This window comes from Bacillus sp. B25(2016b), assembly GCF_001679765.1.
In the GTDB taxonomy this organism is placed as follows: Bacteria; Bacillota; Bacilli; order Bacillales; family Bacillaceae_G; genus Bacillus_A; species Bacillus_A thuringiensis_K.
This window is the reverse complement of record NZ_CP016285.1, coordinates 3,344,727-3,366,684: the sequence shown is the minus strand read 5'-3', so window position 1 is coordinate 3,366,684 and position 21,958 is coordinate 3,344,727. Positions and strand designations below refer to the sequence as shown.

Sequence of the window (21,958 nt, the reverse complement as noted above, 5' to 3'; positions counted from 1 at the left end):
AATTATTAAGAACATACGTTCTAATCTAGTATACTCTTTTTATTAGAAAAGGGAAAGCAAAAAATAATGTAAGCTTGGATTTCCAAGCTTACATTATTGATGCGTCCGTCATAATCTCTATTTTTCATTATAAGTTAGATAAGAATAAGAAACAAGATGATATATATAATGTTGAGAGTTTTCAAGGTTCTGTATATTATAGGTGTACTAAAGTGTAAGGGAATGAGAGGCGTGGCATATGTAATTTCACTGCAAGGGCCGATGGCTAGCGGAAAAACAACATTAGCAAAAAGGTTAGAAAAGAGAGGGTTTCGAGTTATATATGAAAATCCATATCCAATTGTAGAGAAGCGAAAAAAATTGAATTTAGATATGAATTCAAAAGTAGGGTTTATTATGAATCAAAAAATGTTTATGGAAGCAAAAATTAAGGAGTTTCAAAATGTGAAAAATTCAGTCGTAATTTTTGATCGCGGACCAGAAGACATTGAGTTTTTTACACTCTTTTATCCAACGATTATAGGAGAAGAGTGGGATATAGAAACTGAATTGAAAGATGAATTATATAAATTAAGAGAATGCCGTTCGGATGCGATTTTTTACTTAGATGTTACGAAAAAGAATGTATATGCTAGAAAAAATAATGATGATAGAACAAGAAACAGAAGTACGTTTGAGGAGCAATTTAAATTAGTAGAAACTGAAAAAGATTGGTATAAACAATTTCCTGTAACTTATGTGGACACAAATAGATTAACAGTGAACAATTTAGAGGTATATTTTATGGACTGGCTAAAGGAGAGAGGGCTATGAAAAAAATACTTTTATTTGTATACCCAACATTTGCAGAGTTTGAAATAACAGTAGCAACGGCATTGCTGAAAAATAAATATGAAATCACCACAGCGGGCTTAACTAAAGAATTGGTTATAAGTGAAACCGGGTTGCAAGTGCAGCCGCATATAGAAGTAAGTGAAGTACGTGTAGATGAGTATGAGGGGATACTTATTCCAGGTGGAGAAGAAGTACAGTTGAAAGATGCAAAACCTCTTTTTTCAATCATTCGTCAATTTCATGAACAAGAAAAATTAGTGGCGGCAATTTGTGCTGGACCGTATGCGCTAGCAAAAGCAGGCTTATTCAAAGAAATCTCGTATACAGTGACCCTAGATTATCAAAAGCTTGATTGTTTTCCAGTAGAAAATTTTGTGTATAAAGAAGTTGTGCAACACTCAAATATCATTACAGCACAAGGGCATGCATTTGTACCATTCGGAATAGCGATTGCCTCTTATTTTGGAGTAGCAAACGAACATAATATAAATTTTTACGGTGGTAAAGGGAATGTGATGATGGAGAAGCTTTTGCCTGAGAATGTATAAAAGCTAGCTAATGCTAGCTTTTTTCTTTTTGACATCGATAAATGGCTAACGTTTTCGGATCGCGCCATATACCATTATGAAGTAACAATTCATTTTCTACTTCTTCTTTTAGCCATTCCTTCATTTCGGTGTGAAGAAGTGTGTTATCCGGTATATTTAACGACGGAAACATGCTAGAAATATAGTTTACAATCGGAGTAGCATGATGAAAAACGAGAGCATTATGAATAACTGTTTCTTCAACAGTTGGAAAAACGGATTGTAATATCTCTTTACCGTTTTCTAAACAAAATGGAGTGACTGATGATGTTGTTTTCGGCAAATCAAATGCGTCTAACATGCGGTTACACATTTCAACTATACGAGGTAGTGTAACGCTAGAATTTGTTGTAGCTAAAAGTGAGCCACCAGGACGAATTACTTTATCGAATCCTTGAATTGTTTTTTCGACATCTTTCATGTGATATAGCATATGTCTTGCGACAATCCAGTCGTAGCAATTAGCTTCAAAAGGAAGTTTTCCAGCGTCACCTAGTCTCCATTCAATTAAATTATTCGTTTTAGTGGCTTCAGAAAGCATGGCTTCTGATTGATCAAAACCGGTTAATTGACCTTTATGGCCATTCGCTTGCAAAAGGGAAAGGAATTTTCCGTTAGCGCACCCAACCTCTAATATTCTTTCTCTCCCTTGAAGTTGTAAATGTTCAATAACGATTTCATCTAAATTCACTTGTTTTTCTTCGTAATGTTTATGTGTATCGATACGTGTTTGTAAATTGTTACTAACGCTATATTGCCGTTTTACATCATTCATTTTTTCATATTCCACTTTCATACAAAATTGTTGAATCGCATGTGTTAATACATCGGTTTTCTTTAAACCTTCGTAATGGAGTGCGGATTCAAACCTTTCAAGTAATTTTTCTTCAATTCGAAAATGAATATCTTTTCGCTTTTTCATTGAAATCTCTCCCCTTTGCATCTGTTAGTGAGACTATAGCATGCCTGAAAAATTTGTGTAAATCATTTGTGTACACAAATGGAGAAGATGAAAAAAATTGTTTGAATGTGAGTTTAAACTATTGACGATTTAACCGTTTTCATATATTCTTAAATTAAGAAATATTCAAATAATTAAAAGAAATGAGAGAGTCACATGCTTCTTCAAGGAACACATCGAATTGGTCGTATGGCCATGCTGTTGGCACTTGCGGATGAGAATGAAAGCCCTGTATTATCCATTCCGAAAGGTTGGAAATATTGTACGGGGAAAGTGGGTTCGATGAATTCGCAAAAGGTTGTCGCAGCAATGGAAACAGCGGCTAAAAGCAACCAAGTTATTGAAACAGACGTTTACAGAGAAACACATGCACTTTATCATGCAATTATGGAAGCTTTGTACGGAGTGACGAGAGGTCAAATTCAGTTAGCAGACGTTCTTCGTACAGTAGGACTTCGTTTTGCGATTGTGCGCGGTACACCATATGACGGAAAAAAAGAAGGCGAATGGGTTGCTGTTGCATTATATGGAACGATTGGTGCACCTGTAAAGGGATCTGAGCATGAGGCGATTGGTTTAGGAATTAATCACATATGATTTGCCCATAGTCTATTAGTTAGAAGGGGGCCTTACTTTTTTAGGACAGAAGTCTGTCTTAAAAAAGATAAGGTCCCCTTTTGCCTTTTTAAGGAGGAAAAATGATGATTACGTTAACAGGACATACATTGACAGTTGAAGAAATGAAGAGGTTATTACTGGAAGGAGAAGGTGTAACAGCTTGTCCAAATAGTATGCAAAAGGTGGCGGAGTGCCGCGAAGTAGTTGAGAAAATTGTAGAGGACGGAAAAGTCGTTTACGGTATTACAACTGGATTTGGAAAGTTTAGTGATGTGCTTATTCAAAAAGATGATGTAAAGGCACTTCAACATAATTTAATTCAGTCACATGCATGTGGGATAGGTGATCCGTTCCCGGAAGAAGTATCACGCGGTATGTTAATTTTACGAGCGAACACGATGCTTAAAGGGGTATCTGGCGTTAGACCGCTCGTTGTAAATATGCTTCTTGAGTTTGTAAATCGTAAAATTCATCCAGTCGTTCCACAACAAGGTTCACTTGGTGCAAGTGGAGATTTAGCACCTTTATCTCATCTTGCGCTCGTATTATTAGGCGAAGGTGAAGTGTTCTATAAAGGGAAACGCGTTCATGCAATGGTTGCTCTTACAGAAGAAGGGCTTGAGCCGATTGAACTTGAAGCGAAAGAAGGTCTTGCGTTAATTAATGGTACGCAGGCGATGACAGCACAAGGAGTTCTTTCTTATATAGAAGCAGAAGCAACGGCGTATCAAGCTGAACTAATTGCTTCGATGACAATTGAAGGGTTACAAGGCATTATTGATGCATTTGATGAAAATGTTCATAAAGCACGCGGTTATAAAGAGCAAGTGGAAGTAGCAAGCAGAATTCGTGACATTCTTCATGACAGTAAATTAACAACAAAACAAGGAGAACTACGTGTACAGGATGCATATTCACTTCGCTGTATCCCGCAAGTACACGGTGCTTCTTGGCAAGTTTTAAATTATGTGAAAGAAAAATTAGAAATTGAAATGAATGCCGCAACAGATAATCCGCTTATCTTTGATGGTGGGGAAAAAGTAATTTCGGGCGGGAATTTCCACGGTCAACCGATTGCGTTTGCGATGGACTTCTTAAAAGTAGGAATGGCAGAACTTGCAAATATTTCAGAGCGCCGTATTGAACGTTTAGTGAATCCGCAATTAAATGATTTACCACCATTTTTAAGTCCAGAACCAGGACTTCAGTCTGGTGCGATGATTATGCAATATGCTGCAGCATCACTAGTTTCTGAAAATAAAACGTTAGCACATCCGGCGAGTGTTGATTCAATCCCGTCATCAGCTAACCAAGAAGATCACGTAAGTATGGGAACAATCGCTTCACGCCATGCACATCAAATTATTCAAAACGTAAGACGTGTTCTTTCAATTGAAATGATTTGTGCGATGCAAGCTGCAGAATATCGCGGTATTGAAAACATGAGTACAGTGACGAAGAGCTTCTACCATCAAGGTCGTCAGCAAGTACCTTCTATTACAAATGACCGCATATTCTCAACGGATATTGAAAATATTGCGTATTGGTTAAAAACGAATTATTCGATCAAAGAAAGATTAGATGTAAACGCAGCACTATAAAATGAGAAAAAGGAGAGATTGAAATGGAAAAAGTACAACAAACAATTCGCGCGCCAAGAGGTACTGAGTTACAAACGAAAGGGTGGGTTCAAGAAGCTGCACTTCGTATGTTAATGAACAATTTAGATCCGGAAGTTGCTGAAAAACCAGAAGAATTGGTTGTATATGGCGGAATTGGCCGTGCAGCCCGTAACTGGGAAAGCTATCAGGCGATTGTAGATTCATTAAAAACGTTAGAAAGCGATGAAACGTTACTTGTTCAATCAGGAAAACCAGTTGCAATCTTTAAATCACATGAAGCTGCACCGCGCGTTCTGTTAGCGAACTCAAACTTAGTACCAAAATGGGCAAACTGGGATCACTTCCGTGAACTAGAGAAAAAAGGTCTTATGATGTACGGACAAATGACAGCAGGTAGCTGGATTTATATTGGAACACAAGGTATTTTACAAGGAACATATGAAACATTTGGAGAAGCGGCACGTCAACATTTCGATGGTTCATTAAAAGGCACACTAACACTTACTGCTGGTTTAGGTGGTATGGGTGGTGCACAACCTCTTGCTGTAACGATGAATGGCGGTGTTGTTATCGCTATTGATGTTGATAAGCGCAGCATCGATCGCCGTATTGAAAAGAGATACTGTGATATGTATACAGAATCGTTAGAAGAAGCATTAACGGTTGCGAACGAGTATAAAGAGAAGAAAGAACCAATTTCAATTGGATTATTAGGCAATGCGGCAGAAATTTTACCAGAGCTAGTGAAGCGTAATATTACGCCAGATTTAGTTACGGATCAAACATCTGCACATGATCCATTAAACGGTTATATTCCAGTAGGTTACACATTAGAAGAAGCAGCGAAACTTCGTGAAGAAGATCCAGAGCGCTATGTACAATTATCAAAAGAGAGCATGACAAAACATGTGGAAGCAATGCTTGCTATGCAAGCAAAAGGTGCAATTACATTTGATTACGGAAATAACATTCGCCAAGTTGCTTTCGATGAAGGGTTGAAAAATGCATTCGATTTCCCAGGATTCGTTCCAGCATTTATCCGTCCATTATTCTGCGAAGGAAAAGGACCATTCCGCTGGGTAGCACTTTCTGGTGATCCAGAAGATATTTATAAAACAGACGAAGTAATTTTACGTGAGTTCGCTGATAATGAACATTTATGTAACTGGATTCGTATGGCACGTCAACAAGTTGAATTCCAAGGTCTTCCGTCACGTATTTGTTGGCTTGGTTACGGTGAGCGCGCGAAATTTGGTCGTATCATTAATGAAATGGTGGCAAATGGCGAATTATCAGCACCGATCGTTATCGGCCGTGACCATTTAGATTGCGGATCGGTAGCATCTCCAAACCGTGAAACAGAAGCGATGAAAGACGGTAGTGATGCAGTAGCTGACTGGCCAATTTTAAATGCATTAATTAACAGTGTAAACGGTGCAAGTTGGGTATCTGTTCACCACGGTGGCGGCGTTGGTATGGGATATTCACTTCACGCTGGAATGGTTATCGTTGCAGATGGAACAGAAGCAGCAGCAAAACGTATTGAGCGCGTATTAACTTCTGACCCTGGTATGGGTGTTGTTCGTCACGTGGATGCAGGATATGACTTGGCAGTGGAAACTGCGAAAGAAAAAGGCGTTAACATTCCAATGATGAAATAAGGAGGAGAAAACATGCTGGACACTTTACTAATAAATATCGGTCAATTACTAACAATGGATCAAGAAGATGGCTTGTTAAGACGGGAAGCGATGAACACGCTTCCTGTTATCGAAAACGGTGCGGTTGGAATTGAAAATGGTGTAATCACTTTCGTTGGAACAGTGGAAGAAGCGAAAGGACTTCAGGCGAAAGAAGTTATTGATTGCGGTGGGAAAATGGTTTCTCCTGGTCTTGTTGATCCGCATACTCATCTTGTATTTGGTGGATCTCGTGAAAATGAAATCGCACTAAAATTACAAGGAGTTCCGTACTTAGAAATTTTGGAAAAAGGGGGCGGTATTCTTTCAACTGTAAATGCAACGAAACAGGCGTCGAAAGAAGAACTTGTTCAAAAAGCGAAATTCCATTTAGACCGTATGCTATCTTTCGGAGTTACAACTGTAGAAGCGAAGAGTGGTTACGGATTAGATGATGAGACGGAATGGAAACAATTAGAGGCAACAGCACAATTACAAAAAGAGCATCCGATCGATTTAGTTTCAACATTTTTAGGTGCTCATGCAGTTCCGAAAGAGTATAAAGGTAGATCGAAAGAATTTTTACAATGGATGTTAGACCTACTACCAGAAATGAAAGAGAAGCAATTAGCGGAGTTCGTTGATATTTTCTGTGAAACAGGTGTGTTCTCTGTAGAAGAATCAAAAGAATTTTTATTAAAAGCGAAAGAGCTTGGCTTTGACGTGAAAATTCATGCAGATGAAATCGACCCTCTTGGTGGTGCGGAAGCAGCGGCAGAAATCGGTGCAGCATCAGCGGACCATTTAGTTGGAGCTTCTGATAAAGGGATTGAAATGCTTGCAAACTCGAATACAGTAGCAACATTATTACCAGGAACAACTTTCTATTTAAATAAAGAAAGCTTTGCTCGTGGTCGTAAAATGATTGATGAAGGTGTTGCAGTTGCGTTAGCTACAGACTTTAACCCAGGTAGCTGTCCAACTGAAAATATTCAGCTTATTATGAGCATTGCGATGCTAAAACTGAAAATGACACCAGAAGAAGTTTGGAATGCCGTAACGGTTAACTCATCATATGCCATTAACCGTGGTGATGTAGCTGGAAAAATTAGAGTTGGTCGTAAGGCAGATTTAGTTTTATGGGATGCTTACAATTATGCTTACGTACCGTATCATTACGGCGTAAGTCATGTGAATACAGTATGGAAGAATGGTAATATTGCATATACAAGAGGTGAACAATCGTGGAGCACGGCCACTATTTAAAGAAAAATGCAAAGTTTATTGATCGTGAAGTGACAAAATGGAGTGAGATGATTAAAGATTGGGAGGAAGGCGTAGAAATATTCGGTGCTGCCTTAATTGGAGCACCCCTTTCTAAACCATCTATTAGTCATTCAGGAGCAAGTTTTGCTCCAAAGACAATTCGTGCGATGTTAGATGCATATAGCACATATGCAATTACAGAAGAACACGATATGAAAGAAAGTGTCTTATATGATTGCGGCGATATTACGATGCATGTGACGGATATAAAAGAAAGTCATAAACGAATTGCAAAAACAGTTGGTCATGTAACGAAAGTAAATCCGAACATGATACCAATCGTTCTTGGCGGTGACCACTCGATTAGTTTTCCGAGTATAACAGGTTTTGCAAACAGTAAAGGAAAGGTCGGAATTATTCAATTTGATGCTCATCATGATTTACGTAATTTAGATGATGGAGGCCCGTCAAATGGTACACCATTCCGTAGTTTACTAGAAAATGATGTCATTACAGGGAAACAACTTGTTCAAATTGGAATTCGTAATTTTTCTAATGCACGTGCGTACCATGAATATTCAATAGAACATGGCGTGACAGTGTATACAATGAAAGATGTACGAGAGCGAGAAATAAAAGATATTATCACGGAAAGTATTGAAGTATTAAGAAATCAAGGTGTGACTTCTATTTATATTTCTCTTGATATGGATGTGCTAGACCAAGCGTTTGCACCAGGTTGTCCAGCAATTGGGCCTGGTGGAATGGATAGTACGACTTTACTAGATGCGATTGAATTCCTTGGTAAAGAACCGCTCGTTCAAGGGATGGATATAGTAGAGATTGATCCAACTCTTGATTTTAGGGATATGACGAGTAGAGTAGCAGCGCAAGTGATTATGAGTTTTCTTTTAGCGAGGGAAACGGTTAGTAAGCAGGTTAGTATATAGACGGAAAAGTAGATCTTTATTTATGTCTTATCAAAAACACATCACTACTTAAATGTAGTGATGTGTTTTTGTGTTAAAAGAGAATGAATGTGTGTGGAACTGTTAATGGAATTGCGGTTTTTATAGTGTATTGTGTAAATTTAATTTCTTGCTTCTGAAGTGTTGACGTGTAAAATAATTTTGTGATAAAATAAAAATTTTGCTAAAAAACTAAAATTGTGTTAAACTTGAGAAGGTTACCATATATGGAGGTGGATTATTTGTTTCAAATTGGCGATAACATTGTTTATCCAATGCAGGGAGCAGGTATAATTAAAGCCATAGAAGAGAAGGAAATCTCAGGAGAAAAACAACAGTATTATGTTATAAAAATGTCGGCTAGTAATATGGAACTAATGATTCCAGCAGGGAAAATATTGAATTCGAATATACGACCAGTTACGGATATAACCGCATTAGCACACATAATGGATATTTTTCAACATGGGGAATCAGATAGATTACTTACGTGGAAACAAAGGTATAAATTGAACACTGATAAAATAAAGACGGGTAAAATGCAAGAAGGTGCTGAAGTTGTGCGTGATTTAATGCGTATACAGAAAGAAAAAGCACTTAATGCAAGCGAAAAGAAGATGTTAGATAACGCATATGAATTTTTGATTAGTGAACTGGGATTAATTGAAGGTATCACAGAAAATCAGATAAAAAGCTTTTGTTAAGGTTCATTACAAATAATGTATTATATCCCAAAAAAGATCTTGAATTTTTTGGGAACATAATTATAGAAAATTTATCATTTCAAAGACATTCAACTCTTTCAAACCACTTTTAGAGCATTACCTCTATTGTTATTACTACAATCAAATCCATTTTTATTTTTTAATTTCATTTATGAATGTTCGAAGTTTAATTGAATACTTCGATAAAATAGTTACTTGATTTTTGCAATCCTGATTCACACTGGCACGGACGAGGAGCCGTAAGGATGAAAGAGAGGTAGGGCTTTCATTGTTTTAGGTATATAAGTTATTATTTTTAGAAGAATACTGAACCATTTTCACTTCTATTGATAAGGTGTTTTTTATTAAAGAGATAAACGAATTGACAGCCATATATGGTTAACAAAAAAGGTTTCCTCCTAAGGAAACCTTTTTAATATTATTTATAGCATTTTATTTTTGGGATATTCGAATTTTTTATTGTAAAGTCGTAAAAATTGACGTTACTATCTAAAAGTAAGTATGATGCGATTATAGTAAGATTTTTTAGGGGGAAGAAAAATGACAAGTTCAAGTAATAAAGCAGCGAGTATTTATGAAGGAACAAATGTAAATGCTGGGGGATTTTTTGAAAACGTTGAAGAAACAAAGTTGTTTGATCCAATTCAAGTTGGAGCTTGGTCTCTTCGTAATCGTATAGCGATGGCACCGATGACAAGATGCTTTGCAGATAATGAGACTGGAGTAGTTGGTGCTGATGTAGTGGAGTACTACAGAAAACGTGCTGCGGATGGAATTGGACTAATTATTACAGAAGGAATTGTCATTAGTCAGAGAGCAAAAGGAAACCCAGGAGTGCCAGGTATTTATACACAAGAACAAATCGATTCTTGGAAACCTGTTACAGAGGCGGTACATAAAGAAGGCGGGACGATTATTGCTCAAATATGGCATGTTGGGCGTATGAGTCATCATGAAATAATTGGTGGTCAAATGCCACAAGCACCGTCGGCTATCGCTGCAGAGGGAAATGTTCCACGTTTTCGTAAACCATTTGATACGCCAGAAGCAATGACGTTAGAAGAAATACAAGAAGTGATCGGTCAATACGCACAAGCTGCGAAAAATGCGATCGAAGCTGGATTTGATGGAGTAGAAATTCACGGTGCACACGGATATTTAATCGATCAATTTACGTATGAGTTTGCGAATAAGCGAACAGATAAATATGGCGGTAATTTAAAACAAAGGTTAACGTTTATGAAAGAAGTAACGGCGGCTGTAATAGAAGCTGTTGGAGCTAATAAAACACTTCTTCGCTTCTCTGCTTTCAAAGGTGATAATCCTACTTATATGTGGGAAAACCCTGAGTTTGCAATTGAAACGTTCATAAATATATTTAAAGAGGTAGGGTTAACGATGATCCATCCTTCAACGATGAATTATACGCAAGAGATTGCTGACGGAAAGAATTTTCATCAACTAGTAAGAAAATATTGGGATGGTACGATTGTCGGGGTTGGTAATTTGAATCCGAAAGAGGCCGAAGAAGCGTTGGAAGAAGGAACGATTGATGTAGCGGCATTCGGAAGACCGTTAATTGCTAATCCAGACTTTGTTCATCGAATTAAACACGCTGAAAGTTTAGTTGAATATGACGCGAAAGAGCATCTTGCTACGTTAGTATGAATAAAGATAAAAGGAGAGCACATCGAGTGTTCTCCTTTTATTATGGAATTTCATAGGGGGAAGCGGGATGAGTGAAACGCTACTCGTTATTATTAGTATATTACTATTTTTAATGTTGCTTTTAATCGTCTTTTTTATCATTACATTTTTTATAAAAAAACGAACATATCATTCTATTTTAAAATTACATCCGTACTTAGGAAGAATGCGCTACTTACTGGAAAAGATAGGGCCTGAATTTCGACAATATTGGTTTGATCATGATACGGATGGAAAGCCTTTCTCACGTTATGATTTTCAAAGTGTTATGTTTTTAGCGAAATATCGCTCTGAAATACTTGGTTTTGGATCAAAACGAGATTTTGAAGCTTCTGGCTATTATATTGCTAATACATTATTTCCGATATTAACTGAGGAATTAAGTGTGAATCTCACGCAAGAGCGGGAAGGTAAAAAGTACGTGATTCATAAAGAAGGGTTATTTTCAAGAAGAGAAAAATTGACAGCGGATACAACGAATCTTTGGCTGTATGAAGAAGATGATGCAATTATAGTTGGTGAGAACCGTAAATATCCGTGGAAGCTACATGGCATGTTTGGTGCATCTGCAACTTCTTACGGTGCGATTGGAGAAAATTATATTTTAGCGAGTGGTTTTGGAGCGAAAATGGCAGGCGGATCGTGGATTAATACGGGTGAAGGCGGCGTTATTCCAGAACATTTACATACAGGAGCAAATATCGTTGCACAAATTGGTCCAGGGTTATTTGGATATCGTGATGAGGACGGTAATTTTTCAATGGAAAAATTCATGGAGAAAGCGAAAGAAAGTAATATTAGAGCATTCGAATTGAAATTTGGGCAAGGTGCTAAAATACGTGGTGGTCATTTAGAGGGGCAAAAAGTAAATGAGAAAATTGCTTTTGTTCGCAACGTCCGAAAGGGAGAGACGATTAATTCACCGAATCGATTTTCATTTTTAAAGAATGCAGCGGATACACTTTGTTTTATTCAACAGTTGCAAGAAAGCGGTGGTAAACCAGTTGGAATGAAAATTGTAATTGGTCAGCAGAAGCCTTTGGAAGATTTAATAAAAACAATGAAAGAACTAAACATTTACCCAGATTTTATTACAATAGACGGTTCAGAAGGTGGGTCAGGGGCAACGTATAAATCGATGGCAGATTGTATGGGACTGCCGCTTATCCCAGCATTACTTACATTTATCGATACAGCAAATCATTATGGTGTCCGTAACAAGTTTAAAGTATTTGCATCGGGTAAATTAATAACACCAGATAAAGTAGCGATTGTTTTAGCGATTGGAGCGGATGCTGTAAGTTCAGCCCGCGGATTTATGATGGCAAGCGGCTGTATTATGGCCCTTCAATGTAATTCTGGCCAATGTCCATCTGGTGTAGCCACGACGAATCCACATTATCAAAAAGCATTAGATCCGTATGAGAAGAAGTGGCGAGTCATGAATTATATTATTAGTATGAGATATAGTTTATTTTCATTAGCGGCAGCGGCGGGAGTGAAGAGCCCGCGCTATTTAACTAGAGAGCATATTGTGTTTAAAGACGAGGTGGGGAGAGTAATTCCTCTTTCGGAGTTGTTTCCTATAGTAAATCAAACCTAAAAGTATATTTGATATGTAAGATTTTTTAGAGGAATACTCATATTTTGGGGAAAATTAGGAGTATAATAGGGAAGTGTTTTTTAAAATGACTATTTTTAGGGAGAGATTCACTTGCAGCAAGGTTCTTACAGTATTACAATTTTTTTACTCGTCATAGGGCTCGTTATATTTAGACGCATGCGCTCTACGAATCGACCAATTAATAATAAAGGAAGACGACTACTATTGCCATTATTTTTCTTATTACCAGGTTTTTCTTTATATGCAGCACCGATACAACTTGCTGATTGGAAAATTGGTATAGCTGCTGGGATCGGATTGTTATTGTCAATTCCACTTATTATTTTAAGTGGGTATGAAGTCAGAGAAGATGGTCAAATTTATGCAAAAAAAAGTATCGCTTTTATTGCTACATTTTTAGTTATCGTTCTTTTACGTGCTTATTTTAGAAGACGTTTACAAGGGTTAGATCCAAAGTCAATCGGTATTCTTTTCTACACTCTTGCGGTTTGTTATATAGTACCTTGGTGTATTGGATGCTATATGAAATTTCGTAAAGTATATGTAGAGAAAGAGAAAATTGAGACGTCAATAAGCTAAAAGTCATACATTTGTGTGGCTTTTTCTTTTAAAATTTATCGGGTAAACAGATGAAAATAAGGTGTGAAAAAACACTGTTTAATTTTCTGAATATTTTTACTTTAACTTCTTGAAAAATCATTGTAATCCACTGGGATAAAGGCGTTTATAAAGGTTTTCACATGTAATGAAAAGTGCTCGTTCACTTGAAAGAACAAAAAATGTTTGTTAAGGTAGGGAACCATAAGCGAAAACAAGAAAATAGAAAAAGTCATTTTTCGAAATTTTGAATGGCTTATGGACTAAGGGAGAGATTTGGTGAAGATTGAAATTATGGTTTCGCTTGCTATTTATATGGCAGGTATGTTGTATATCGGATATTGGTCTTATAAGAAGACATCCAATTTATCAGATTATATGTTAGGCGGAAGGGGACTCGGTCCAGCAGTTACAGCTTTATCAGCTGGTGCTTCTGACATGAGTGGTTGGATGCTAATGGGATTACCTGGTGCGATGTATGCAACAGGATTATCAAGTGTATGGATTGCGATAGGTTTATTAATAGGTGCTTATGCAAACTATTTAATCATTGCCCCGCGTTTACGAACGTATACAGAAGTGGCAAATGATTCAATTACGATTCCAGACTTTTTAGAAAATCGGTTTAAAGATCGTACGAAAATACTTCGTTTTGTCTCCGCTATCGTCATTTTAGTATTTTTCACATTTTATGCGTCGGCTGGTTTAGTTTCAGGTGGACGTTTGTTTGAAAATTCTTTTAACCTTGATTATAAAATTGGTTTATTTGTAACAGTGGGTGTCGTTGTTGCGTATACACTATTTGGTGGTTTTCTAGCTGTAAGTTGGACGGACTTTGTGCAAGGTTGTATTATGTTTATTGCACTTGTACTAGTGCCAATTGTTGCTTTTACGGATGTCGGTGGTGTAACAGAAACATTCAATACGATTAAGCAAGTTGATGCATCACATTTAGATATGTTTAAAGGGACTACAATGCTTGGTATTATTTCATTTTTAGCATGGGGTCTTGGGTATTTTGGTCAACCACATATTATTGTCCGCTTTATGGCAATTACCTCTATTAAAGATTTAAAAACTTCTCGTAGAATTGGTATCGGTTGGATGACGATTTCAATTATAGGTGCAATGCTTACTGGTCTAATTGGTATCGCTTATTATGCTAAAAATAATGCGACATTACAAGACCCAGAAATGGTCTTTGTAACATTCTCAAATATTTTATTCCATCCGTACATTACAGGATTTTTATTATCAGCTATTTTGGCTTCGATTATGAGTAGTATTTCCTCACAATTACTTGTTATTTCAAGTGCCGTAACGGAAGATTTCTATAAAACATTTTTCCGTCGTAATGCAAGTGATAAAGAACTTGTATTTATCGGTAGGCTGTCAGTATTAGTTGTAGCGATGATTGCAGTTGTTTTAGCGTATCATCCGAGTGATACAATTTTAACGCTTGTTGGATATGCTTGGGCAGGATTTGGATCAGCATTTGGACCAGCAATTTTATTAAGTTTATATTGGAAGAGAACGAACAAATGGGGCGTTCTTGCTGGGATGATTGTCGGGGCATTAGTTGTTATTACTTGGGTACAAATTCCAAGTTTAAAAGCGACTATGTATGAAATGGTACCTGGATTCTTCTGTAGCTTATTAGCTGTTATTATTGTAAGTTTATTAACGAAAGAACCAGTTAAAGCGATACATCGTGAATTTAATGAGATGGAAGCAGTATTGGAAGAAGAAAAGAAATGATTTGCAAAAAGAGTAAACGGTGAATAGCGTTTACTCTTTTTACATGTAAAATGAAAGTAAGGACTTATTGACAATAAAAAATAAGTAACTTATAATAAATCTTGAGTTCGAGATAATAAATGTTCATAATGAAAATTTATTATGGTTATAAATCGAACAAATATTTTTTGTGAATTATCTTGAATTCGAGATAATTCAATAGGTTAGACACCGATACGTAATCTTGTAATTAATATCTCGAATTCGAGATAAAATTATAATGACGGATTTTACTTTGTAGCATGGACAAAATGAATAATGAATTTAAATGTAAAAGAATTTTTATAATGAAATAAAAAAGGGGTGGAAGAAATGGAAAAGAAAACAATGGGAATCCATCATATTACAGCGATTGTAGGGCATCCACAAGAAAATGTAGACTTTTATGCTGGTGTATTGGGGTTACGTTTAGTGAAACAAACAGTGAATTTTGATGATCCAGGTACGTACCATCTTTATTTTGGAAATGAAGGAGGAAAGCCTGGAACAATTATTACGTTTTTCCCATGGACAGGTGCTCGTCAAGGTATTATTGGAGATGGTCAAGTAGGAATTACGTCTTACGTTGTACCAAAAGGTGCAATGGAGTTTTGGGAAAATAGATTAGAAAAATTCGATGTTTCGTATACAAAAATGAATCGTTTTGGAGAGCGGTATTTAGAATTCGATGATCCGCATGGTTTGCATATAGAATTAGTTGAAAGAGAAGAAGGCGAATTAAATAATTGGAGTTTTGGAGAAGTTACACCAGAAGTAGCAATTAAAGGGTTTGGAGGTGCTGTTCTTTTATCTACACAGCCTCAAAAAACAGCTGAATTATTAGAACATATTATGGGTCTTGAGAAAATTGGAGAAGAGGGTGAATTTGTTCGATTCCGTTCTTCTGCTGACATTGGAAATATTATTGATTTGAAATTATCAACAATCGGTCGTGGCCAAATGGGCGTTGGCACAGTTCATCATATTGCCTGGAGAGCGAGTGACGATGCTGATCAGCTAGACTGGAAAGAGCATGTGTCGCGTTTTGGATATCACGTAACTCCTGTACAAGATCGAAATTATTTTAACGCGATTTATTTTAGAGAACATGGTGAAATCTTATTTGAAATTGCAACAGATCCTCCTGGTTTCGCTCATGATGAATCGTTAGAGACGATGGGTGAGGAATTAAAGTTACCGGAACAATATGAACAACATAGAAAACAGATTGAACAAACGCTTTTACCATTTGAAGTGAGAAATTTAGATTAAAGTGATTGAAGGGGGAAAAGGATTATGATGAAACATGTTTTTCAAAAAGGAAAAGATACGTCAAAACCAGTGTTGTTATTACTTCATGGCACAGGTGGTAATGAATTAGATTTACTACCACTTGCAGAAATAGTTGATCCGGAAGCGTCGGTATTAAGCGTTAGGGGAAATGTGTTAGAGAATGGGATGCCGCGTTTCTTCCGCCGATTAGCAGAAGGCATTTTTGATGAAGAGGATTTAATTTTCCGTACGAAGGAATTAAATGAATTTTTAGATGAAGCGGCTAAAGAATATAAATTCGATAGAAATAACATTGTAGCTATCGGTTATTCGAATGGGGCAAATATCGCAGCAAGCTTATTATTTCATTACGAAAATGCATTGAAAGGTGCTGTGCTTCATCACCCAATGGTACCAAGAAGAGGAATGCAATTAGCAAATTTAGCAGGGAAATCTGTATTTATTGCTGCTGGGACAAATGACCCAATTTGTTCATCAGCAGAGTCAGAGGAATTGAAGGTACTATTAGAAAATGCAAACGCGAATGTAACAATGCATTGGGAAAATCGAGGGCATCAATTAACGATGGGTGAAGTAGAAAAAGCAAAAGAGTGGTATGACAAAGCATTTTAAAAAAGAAGCATCTGCTAATGATTAGCAGATGCTTCTTTTTTATTTAAGACTGGATTGCAAGATGAGATGAAGAAAGTGGTAGCTTAATATCAACAATTGTACCTTTATTTAATTCGCTTGAAATGTGTAATTTACCATGATGTTCTTCAATTATTTTGTAACACATCATTAATCCTAGTCCTGTGCCTTTTTCTTTTAAACTATAAAAAGGTTCGCCTAGACGGGAGATACGATCTTCTGGAATGCCACAACCTTCATCGATAATTCGTATTAAGATGAAATTATCCTCTAATGGTTTTGTTTGGATGAAAATATTTCCGCCATTGGGCATCGCTTCTATCGCATTTTTTAATATGTTTATAAAAACTTGTTTTAATTGGTTACCGTCACATTGAATATCATATACGTAATCAAAATGATCCATGATGATATGAACGCTATGCATAATTGCAGTCGGTAAAATAAATGTAACTACCTCTTCAATTAAAGTTTGTATGTTACAAGTTTGGATAGATAATACTTGTGGCTTAGACATCGCCATAAATTGACTCGTGATGGATTCCATTTGTGAAATCTCACTTAACATAACATCGATATACCATTTTTGCTCCTCATTTATTTCAGGGAGGAGCAACGTTAGAAAACCTTTTAGAGAAGTGAGTGGATTTCGAATTTCATGGGCAATTCCAGCTGTCAGTTGTCCGACTACTGCGAGCTTCTCAGATTTTCGTAATAACTTTTCAGTTTCTTTTAGCTCAGTAACATCTCTCCCCATCACGATAAGACCTTTGCGAGAACCGTCAGGATGATAAAGCGGGACTTTTGATATACTTAAGATTAGATCGAAATCATCTCTATGTATAATAAATTCCTCGCCATGAAGAATTTGTCTTTGTTGCCATGCTAGTTCATCAATTTCTTCACAATGTAAAAAAGCTTCTCGGTATGCTTCATTATATTGAATGAGTTCGCTATCTTTTTTCCCATGGTAAGGTACATGATGGAAATTGAAGCAAGAAAGTGCGTAGTCATTTGCCTCAAGCCAGCGCCCTTCATGATCTTTAAATATAACAAAGGCAGGCATGGAGTTTACTAATGTACGTAATCTCTTCTCACTTTCTTTTAGCATATTCTCAATTCTTTCTGATTTTTCAAGCGGCTTCATAATAGCATATACGCCAGTAAGACGATTTTGAACAAAAATAGGAACTAGTTTTGTCACAACATCTAATAAGAATCCATTTTTATGATAAATAGATAAGATATACTCTTGTTGATTATCCGCTTCAGTATTCTTTATATTTTGTAATACTTGCTCAGAAATATGGGCTTCTAAAATAGAGGTAATATTTTTCTGTTCTAATTCTAAAGAAGTGTAACCTAATATTCTTTCGGCAGAAGGATTTATATGTAGAATAACTCCTTCTAAATTTAATGAAATAATACTATCAGGATTGTGTTCGAACAGAGATGCGTACATTTCTGTTAATGAACGATCTTGTATATGGTTTCGCAAACGTCTAGAAATGTTCGGATGACGTTTTTTTTGAGTTGGTGAATATTTTTTACGACTCATAATAGTTCCTCCGTACAAATAGCATCTAAAAAGATTTGTCTATTCATAACTATAATATAGATGTAATGTGTATTTCTATAAAAAATGGAAGTTATAGAATAAATTTTGTTTTTTTTATTTTTTGTAAGGTGAATGCAGGGTGGTAATAAGGGGAGCTTATATTGTTTTATAAACCTTTTGTAAGTTACAGACGGCTGTTTTCCATATAACATTAGGGTAGAGGAGGGGAGAGGAAATGAAAAATTATATTCAAGGGATTAATCACGTGCAAGTAGCTGCACCTGTAGGGTGTGAAGAAGAGGCGCGTGATTTTTATGGGAATATGATTGGTATGGAAGAAATTCCAAAGCCAGAAGAGTTGAAAAAACGAGGCGGATGTTGGTTTAAATGCGGAAATCAAGAAATTCATATTGGTGTCGAGCGGAACTTTACACCAGCTAAAAAGGCTCATCCAGCTTTTTATGTGAATGAAATTAATGAATTTAAGCAAACACTTATAGAGCAAGGTGTTAAAGTGATTGATGATTATGCACGGCCAGATGTAATTCGATTTTACGTGTCAGATCCATTTGGAAACCGAATTGAATTTATGCAAAATAAAGACTAGGTGGATTCCCACCTAGTCTTTAACTTCTTCTGAAAAGTCCTAACACTTCTACAGTTTCTGTAATATTAACGAATGCATTCGGGTCGATTTCAGAAATTGTTAGTTTCATACTTGCTAATTCTTCACGAGAAACGACGGTCATAAGTACACGCTTTTTCTCGCTTGAATAAGCACCTTCGCCATCAAGTAACGTTATTCCACGTACAACAGTTGAAAGAAGTTGTTTTTTCATTTTTTCTGCTTCATTTGTTACAATCATAAGTGTAACTTTACGATGTTTTGTATGAACAGCATCAATTACTTTACCGGTTACATAAATTGAAAGTAAGCTTGTAAGTGCAACATCCCAGGTGAAGAAGAATCCTGCGATTATTACAACGACTGCATTTAAAATAATAAGGAATCCGCCAAGTTTAATGTCTCGCTTGCGGGATAAAAGCATACCGATAATATCAAATCCACCAGTGGATCCATTACAGTTAAAAACAAGACCAATACCAGCTCCGGCGATGACACCTCCGAAGATAGAAGATAACAATGGATCTGTTGCTACGACTTTTACTGGAACGTAGTATAATGCAACAGATAATACAACTACAGAGACAACTGTGTTAAAAATTACTTTTTTTCCAAGACCTATGTACCCTAAAATAAGGATAGGTAAGTTTAATACAAAGTTAATAATGCCTGTGTTTACAGGGGTTACAATCCCTAAAATAATAGCAATTCCGCCAATTCCACTACTTAAAATTTTGTGGGGGATAAGGAAAAGATTAAAGGCAACCGCAATAATAATAGAACCGATAATAACACCAAGGAATCTGACCATTTCTTTCCCGTCCTTCACTGAAAAATTCATATTATTTCAAGATTATATATGATATTGAAAGTTTTGGGTAAAAACAGTTTATTTCGGTAAATTAGATTAATCAAAAGAATTTGAGTATTTTATTATTTGAAAGGGGATACAGTTGTGAAGATAAAAACATATCAACAGAAAAGCCCGTTGAAGCAAGAATGTGAGGATTCTTATTTTTGTAATAAAGAAAAAAAGATTTATGGTGTATGTGACGGTGCAACACCACTTGTCCCGTTTCGTGATGAAAATGGACATAATGGAGCATACATCGCTTCGCATTTATTTGCAAGTTATTTTACTGCATTACGAGAGAATCATAGTTTACAATTTGCAGTTGCCAAAGCAAATGAAGCATTGCAAAGCAAAATGTTAGAATATGAAGTAGACATGGGAAAAAAAGAGCATTTGTGGTGCACATGTATCGCGGCAGTTCAAATAGTTGGTGAGAAAATTGAATATGCGCAGCTTGGGGACTGTATGATTGTCGCAACTTTTCAAAATGGAACGATGCAAGTATTAACGAAAGACACAGTTGAAGGAATTAGTAAACGAGCAAAAAAGAAGAGGGAAGAAGATCGTAAAAAAGGGTTATCTGTACCAGAAGAACATGTTTTTCAAGATGTGCGACAACAGTTAAAATACAATCGTTATCTTGCAAATATGCCAAATGGTTATTCAGTTGCAAATGGAATGAAAGAAGCGATACATTATTTACAACATGGTGAATTACATATAGATGAAGTGAGTGGAATTTTTATTTGTTCAGACGGATTATTCCACCCAGATTGGTCATTAGAACAAACTGTTGCATATATAAGAAAGAATAGTATAAACGAATATGTAGCAATCATTAAAGAGCTAGAAGCGGAAAAGAGAATAAGGCCAGATGATAAAACGATTATTATGATTGATTTTTAAGAGGAGGCAGTTCAAATGGAAATTAAACGTGTCAATCTAACATTTCAAGATGAATTAGTTCCTTTAGAAAAAGTAAACAAACTGATTATTCACCATACAGCTGAAGATGGATGGGACGTGTATAAAACGCATGAATTTCATCAAACTGTAAGAGGATGGAGCGGAATTGGTTACAACTATTTTATCGAAAAGGATGGAACTGTAGTGGAAGGGCGAGGTTTACATATTGGAGCGCACGCGAAAGACCATAACCGTCATACAATTGGAATATGTATGACGGGAAATTTTGATAAATACGATCCAACTCCTGCACAAGTGAATGCATTATATTCTTTATGTAAAATGTTTATGAAGCAATTTGCTATAAAGAAAGAAAATATACTAGGTCATAGGGAGTTAGAAGGAGTTACAAAAAGCTGTCCTGGTAATCATTTTTCTATGGTAGAGTTAAGGAAGATATTATCTTTAATATAGAGGAGTAACAAGGATGATAAATATAAAAATACCAAATGATAAAAAAGAAGAGCTTGTAGCGCAAATTCAGCAATTTTTCATGGAAGAAGATTTAGATGAAATTGGACGTTTCCAAGCAGAGCGTTTAATAGAAGAAATGATTAAATTAGTTGGACCATTTGCATACAATCAAGCAATTGGAGATGCAAGAAAGCTTGTAAGTGAGAAATTAACGAATATCGAAGAAGATTTATACGTGTTAGAGAAGAATGAAGGAAAATAAAAAAAGAGCCGATGTGGTATTATCCCCTATAGGTAGACAGTAAAAAAAGAGTCCATCTGATATGATGGACTCAATACTGTTTTATCTGGAGGGGATTTTTTTATGGCAAGAAAAGGACAATCATTTCAAAAATATACAGAAGAACTAAAGCGAGAAGCAGTTCGTCTTCGATTAGAAGAGAGAAAATCATTGCGAGAAATTCGTGAACAACTCGGTGTGAAGAGCGATGCCCAGATTATTGAGTGGGTAAAACGTGCGCAACAAGGGGAGTCCTTTGATGATCAACGTGGTGTCTGGAATCGAAAGAATTTTAATAGTCTAGAAGAAGAAAATGCTTATTTGAAGGCACAGGTTGAGTATTTAAAAAAGCGCAATCCAAATCTACACGGGAAG

The 21,958-nt window shown here is 36.2% G+C and carries 22 protein-coding genes; 19 read left to right on the top strand and 3 right to left on the bottom strand.

The genetic code is table 11. The features are described from left to right. The first annotated feature begins 222 nt into the window (after positions 1 to 222). Positions 223 to 813: an AAA family ATPase gene (locus BAQ53_RS17085; protein WP_208906071.1), complete on the top strand. Its 591-nt coding sequence runs from the start codon at positions 223 to 225 to the stop codon at positions 811 to 813. Then, entirely contained in the window at positions 810 to 1,382 is a 573-nt protein-coding gene (locus BAQ53_RS17080) for a DJ-1/PfpI family protein (protein WP_208906069.1), read from the top strand. Before BAQ53_RS17085 ends, BAQ53_RS17080 begins: the two co-directional genes overlap by 4 nt. A gap of 13 nt (positions 1,383 to 1,395) precedes the next feature. Here BAQ53_RS17080 and BAQ53_RS17075 read toward each other — a convergent pair whose 3' ends face one another. Then, positions 1,396 to 2,343: a class I SAM-dependent methyltransferase gene (locus tag BAQ53_RS17075; RefSeq protein ID WP_000746255.1), complete on the bottom strand. Its 948-nt coding sequence runs from the start codon at positions 2,341 to 2,343 to the stop codon at positions 1,396 to 1,398. Between the two features lie 195 nt (positions 2,344 to 2,538). On the opposite strand from BAQ53_RS17075, the gene hutP reads away from it, so the two are divergent. The 12 genes from hutP (at position 2,539) to BAQ53_RS17015 (ending at position 16,869) form a co-directional block, all read left to right on the top strand. Continuing rightward, on the top strand, positions 2,539 to 2,979 hold the full coding sequence (hutP, locus tag BAQ53_RS17070) for a histidine utilization transcription antiterminator HutP (protein ID WP_000926516.1): 441 nt from the start codon (positions 2,539 to 2,541) through the stop codon (positions 2,977 to 2,979). A gap of 104 nt (positions 2,980 to 3,083) precedes the next feature. Beyond that, a complete protein-coding gene (gene hutH / locus BAQ53_RS17065) occupies positions 3,084 to 4,601 on the top strand; it encodes a histidine ammonia-lyase (RefSeq protein ID WP_089148855.1) in 1,518 nt (505 codons plus the stop codon). 23 nt (positions 4,602 to 4,624) lie between these two features. Beyond that, a complete protein-coding gene (gene hutU / locus BAQ53_RS17060; protein WP_000416942.1) occupies positions 4,625 to 6,283 on the top strand; it encodes a urocanate hydratase in 1,659 nt (552 codons plus the stop codon). Between the two features lie 12 nt (positions 6,284 to 6,295). Beyond that, positions 6,296 to 7,567 (top strand): imidazolonepropionase, encoded by a 1,272-nt coding sequence (hutI, locus tag BAQ53_RS17055; RefSeq protein ID WP_000887544.1) that lies wholly within the window; start codon positions 6,296 to 6,298, stop codon positions 7,565 to 7,567. Then, entirely contained in the window at positions 7,546 to 8,517 is a 972-nt protein-coding gene (gene hutG, locus BAQ53_RS17050) for a formimidoylglutamase (RefSeq protein WP_061884491.1), read from the top strand. The genes hutI and hutG overlap by 22 nt, the downstream gene beginning before the upstream one ends. 260 nt (positions 8,518 to 8,777) lie before the next feature. Then, positions 8,778 to 9,239, top strand: coding sequence for a CarD family transcriptional regulator (locus tag BAQ53_RS17045; protein WP_175423368.1), 462 nt, complete (start codon positions 8,778 to 8,780; stop codon positions 9,237 to 9,239). 561 nt (positions 9,240 to 9,800) lie between these two features. Beyond that, positions 9,801 to 10,928 carry an alkene reductase gene (locus tag BAQ53_RS17040; protein WP_061884490.1) on the top strand — a complete coding sequence of 376 codons (1,128 nt, stop codon included), beginning with the start codon at positions 9,801 to 9,803 and terminating at the stop codon, positions 10,926 to 10,928. Between the two features lie 67 nt (positions 10,929 to 10,995). Next, positions 10,996 to 12,570: an FMN-binding glutamate synthase family protein gene (locus BAQ53_RS17035; protein ID WP_000005176.1), complete on the top strand. Its 1,575-nt coding sequence runs from the start codon at positions 10,996 to 10,998 to the stop codon at positions 12,568 to 12,570. Positions 12,571 to 12,681: 111 nt separating this feature from the next. Then, entirely contained in the window at positions 12,682 to 13,170 is a 489-nt protein-coding gene (locus tag BAQ53_RS17030; protein WP_208906067.1) for a CcdC protein domain-containing protein, read from the top strand. A gap of 297 nt (positions 13,171 to 13,467) precedes the next feature. Beyond that, positions 13,468 to 14,946, top strand: coding sequence for a sodium/proline symporter PutP (gene putP, locus BAQ53_RS17025; protein ID WP_208906065.1), 1,479 nt, complete (start codon positions 13,468 to 13,470; stop codon positions 14,944 to 14,946). A 351-nt stretch (positions 14,947 to 15,297) separates the two neighbouring features. Beyond that, a complete protein-coding gene (locus BAQ53_RS17020; protein WP_000412750.1) occupies positions 15,298 to 16,236 on the top strand; it encodes a ring-cleaving dioxygenase in 939 nt (312 codons plus the stop codon). 24 nt (positions 16,237 to 16,260) lie between these two features. Beyond that, complete coding sequence (locus tag BAQ53_RS17015; RefSeq protein ID WP_000975488.1) at positions 16,261 to 16,869, top strand: alpha/beta hydrolase; 609 nt, start codon at positions 16,261 to 16,263, stop codon at positions 16,867 to 16,869. A 43-nt stretch (positions 16,870 to 16,912) separates the two neighbouring features. Here the strand turns inward: BAQ53_RS17015 and BAQ53_RS17010 are convergent, their stop codons facing one another. Beyond that, the gene (locus BAQ53_RS17010; RefSeq protein WP_000087651.1) at positions 16,913 to 18,445 is read right to left on the bottom strand and encodes a BA3702 family sensor histidine kinase; all 1,533 of its coding nucleotides are present in this window, start codon (positions 18,443 to 18,445) and stop codon (positions 16,913 to 16,915) included. A 235-nt stretch (positions 18,446 to 18,680) separates the two neighbouring features. Here BAQ53_RS17010 and BAQ53_RS17005 point away from each other — a divergent pair, with 235 nt between their 5' ends. After that, positions 18,681 to 19,052 carry a VOC family protein gene (locus tag BAQ53_RS17005; RefSeq protein ID WP_000800778.1) on the top strand — a complete coding sequence of 124 codons (372 nt, stop codon included), beginning with the start codon at positions 18,681 to 18,683 and terminating at the stop codon, positions 19,050 to 19,052. Positions 19,053 to 19,071: 19 nt separating this feature from the next. Here BAQ53_RS17005 and BAQ53_RS17000 read toward each other — a convergent pair whose 3' ends face one another. Beyond that, positions 19,072 to 19,881, bottom strand: coding sequence for a YitT family protein (locus BAQ53_RS17000; protein WP_000251344.1), 810 nt, complete (start codon positions 19,879 to 19,881; stop codon positions 19,072 to 19,074). Between the two features lie 126 nt (positions 19,882 to 20,007). On the opposite strand from BAQ53_RS17000, the gene BAQ53_RS16995 reads away from it, so the two are divergent. The 4 genes from BAQ53_RS16995 to BAQ53_RS16980 form a co-directional block, all read left to right on the top strand. Then, the gene (locus BAQ53_RS16995; protein ID WP_208906063.1) at positions 20,008 to 20,829 is read left to right on the top strand and encodes a PP2C family serine/threonine-protein phosphatase; all 822 of its coding nucleotides are present in this window, start codon (positions 20,008 to 20,010) and stop codon (positions 20,827 to 20,829) included. 15 nt (positions 20,830 to 20,844) lie between these two features. Next, complete coding sequence (locus BAQ53_RS16990; protein ID WP_208906055.1) at positions 20,845 to 21,303, top strand: peptidoglycan recognition protein family protein; 459 nt, start codon at positions 20,845 to 20,847, stop codon at positions 21,301 to 21,303. A gap of 13 nt (positions 21,304 to 21,316) precedes the next feature. Beyond that, a complete protein-coding gene (locus BAQ53_RS16985; protein ID WP_208906053.1) occupies positions 21,317 to 21,565 on the top strand; it encodes a DUF2164 domain-containing protein in 249 nt (82 codons plus the stop codon). A gap of 102 nt (positions 21,566 to 21,667) precedes the next feature. Then, positions 21,668 to 21,958: transposase (locus tag BAQ53_RS16980; RefSeq protein WP_481747207.1), on the top strand; the 291-nt coding region annotated here is incomplete at its 3' end.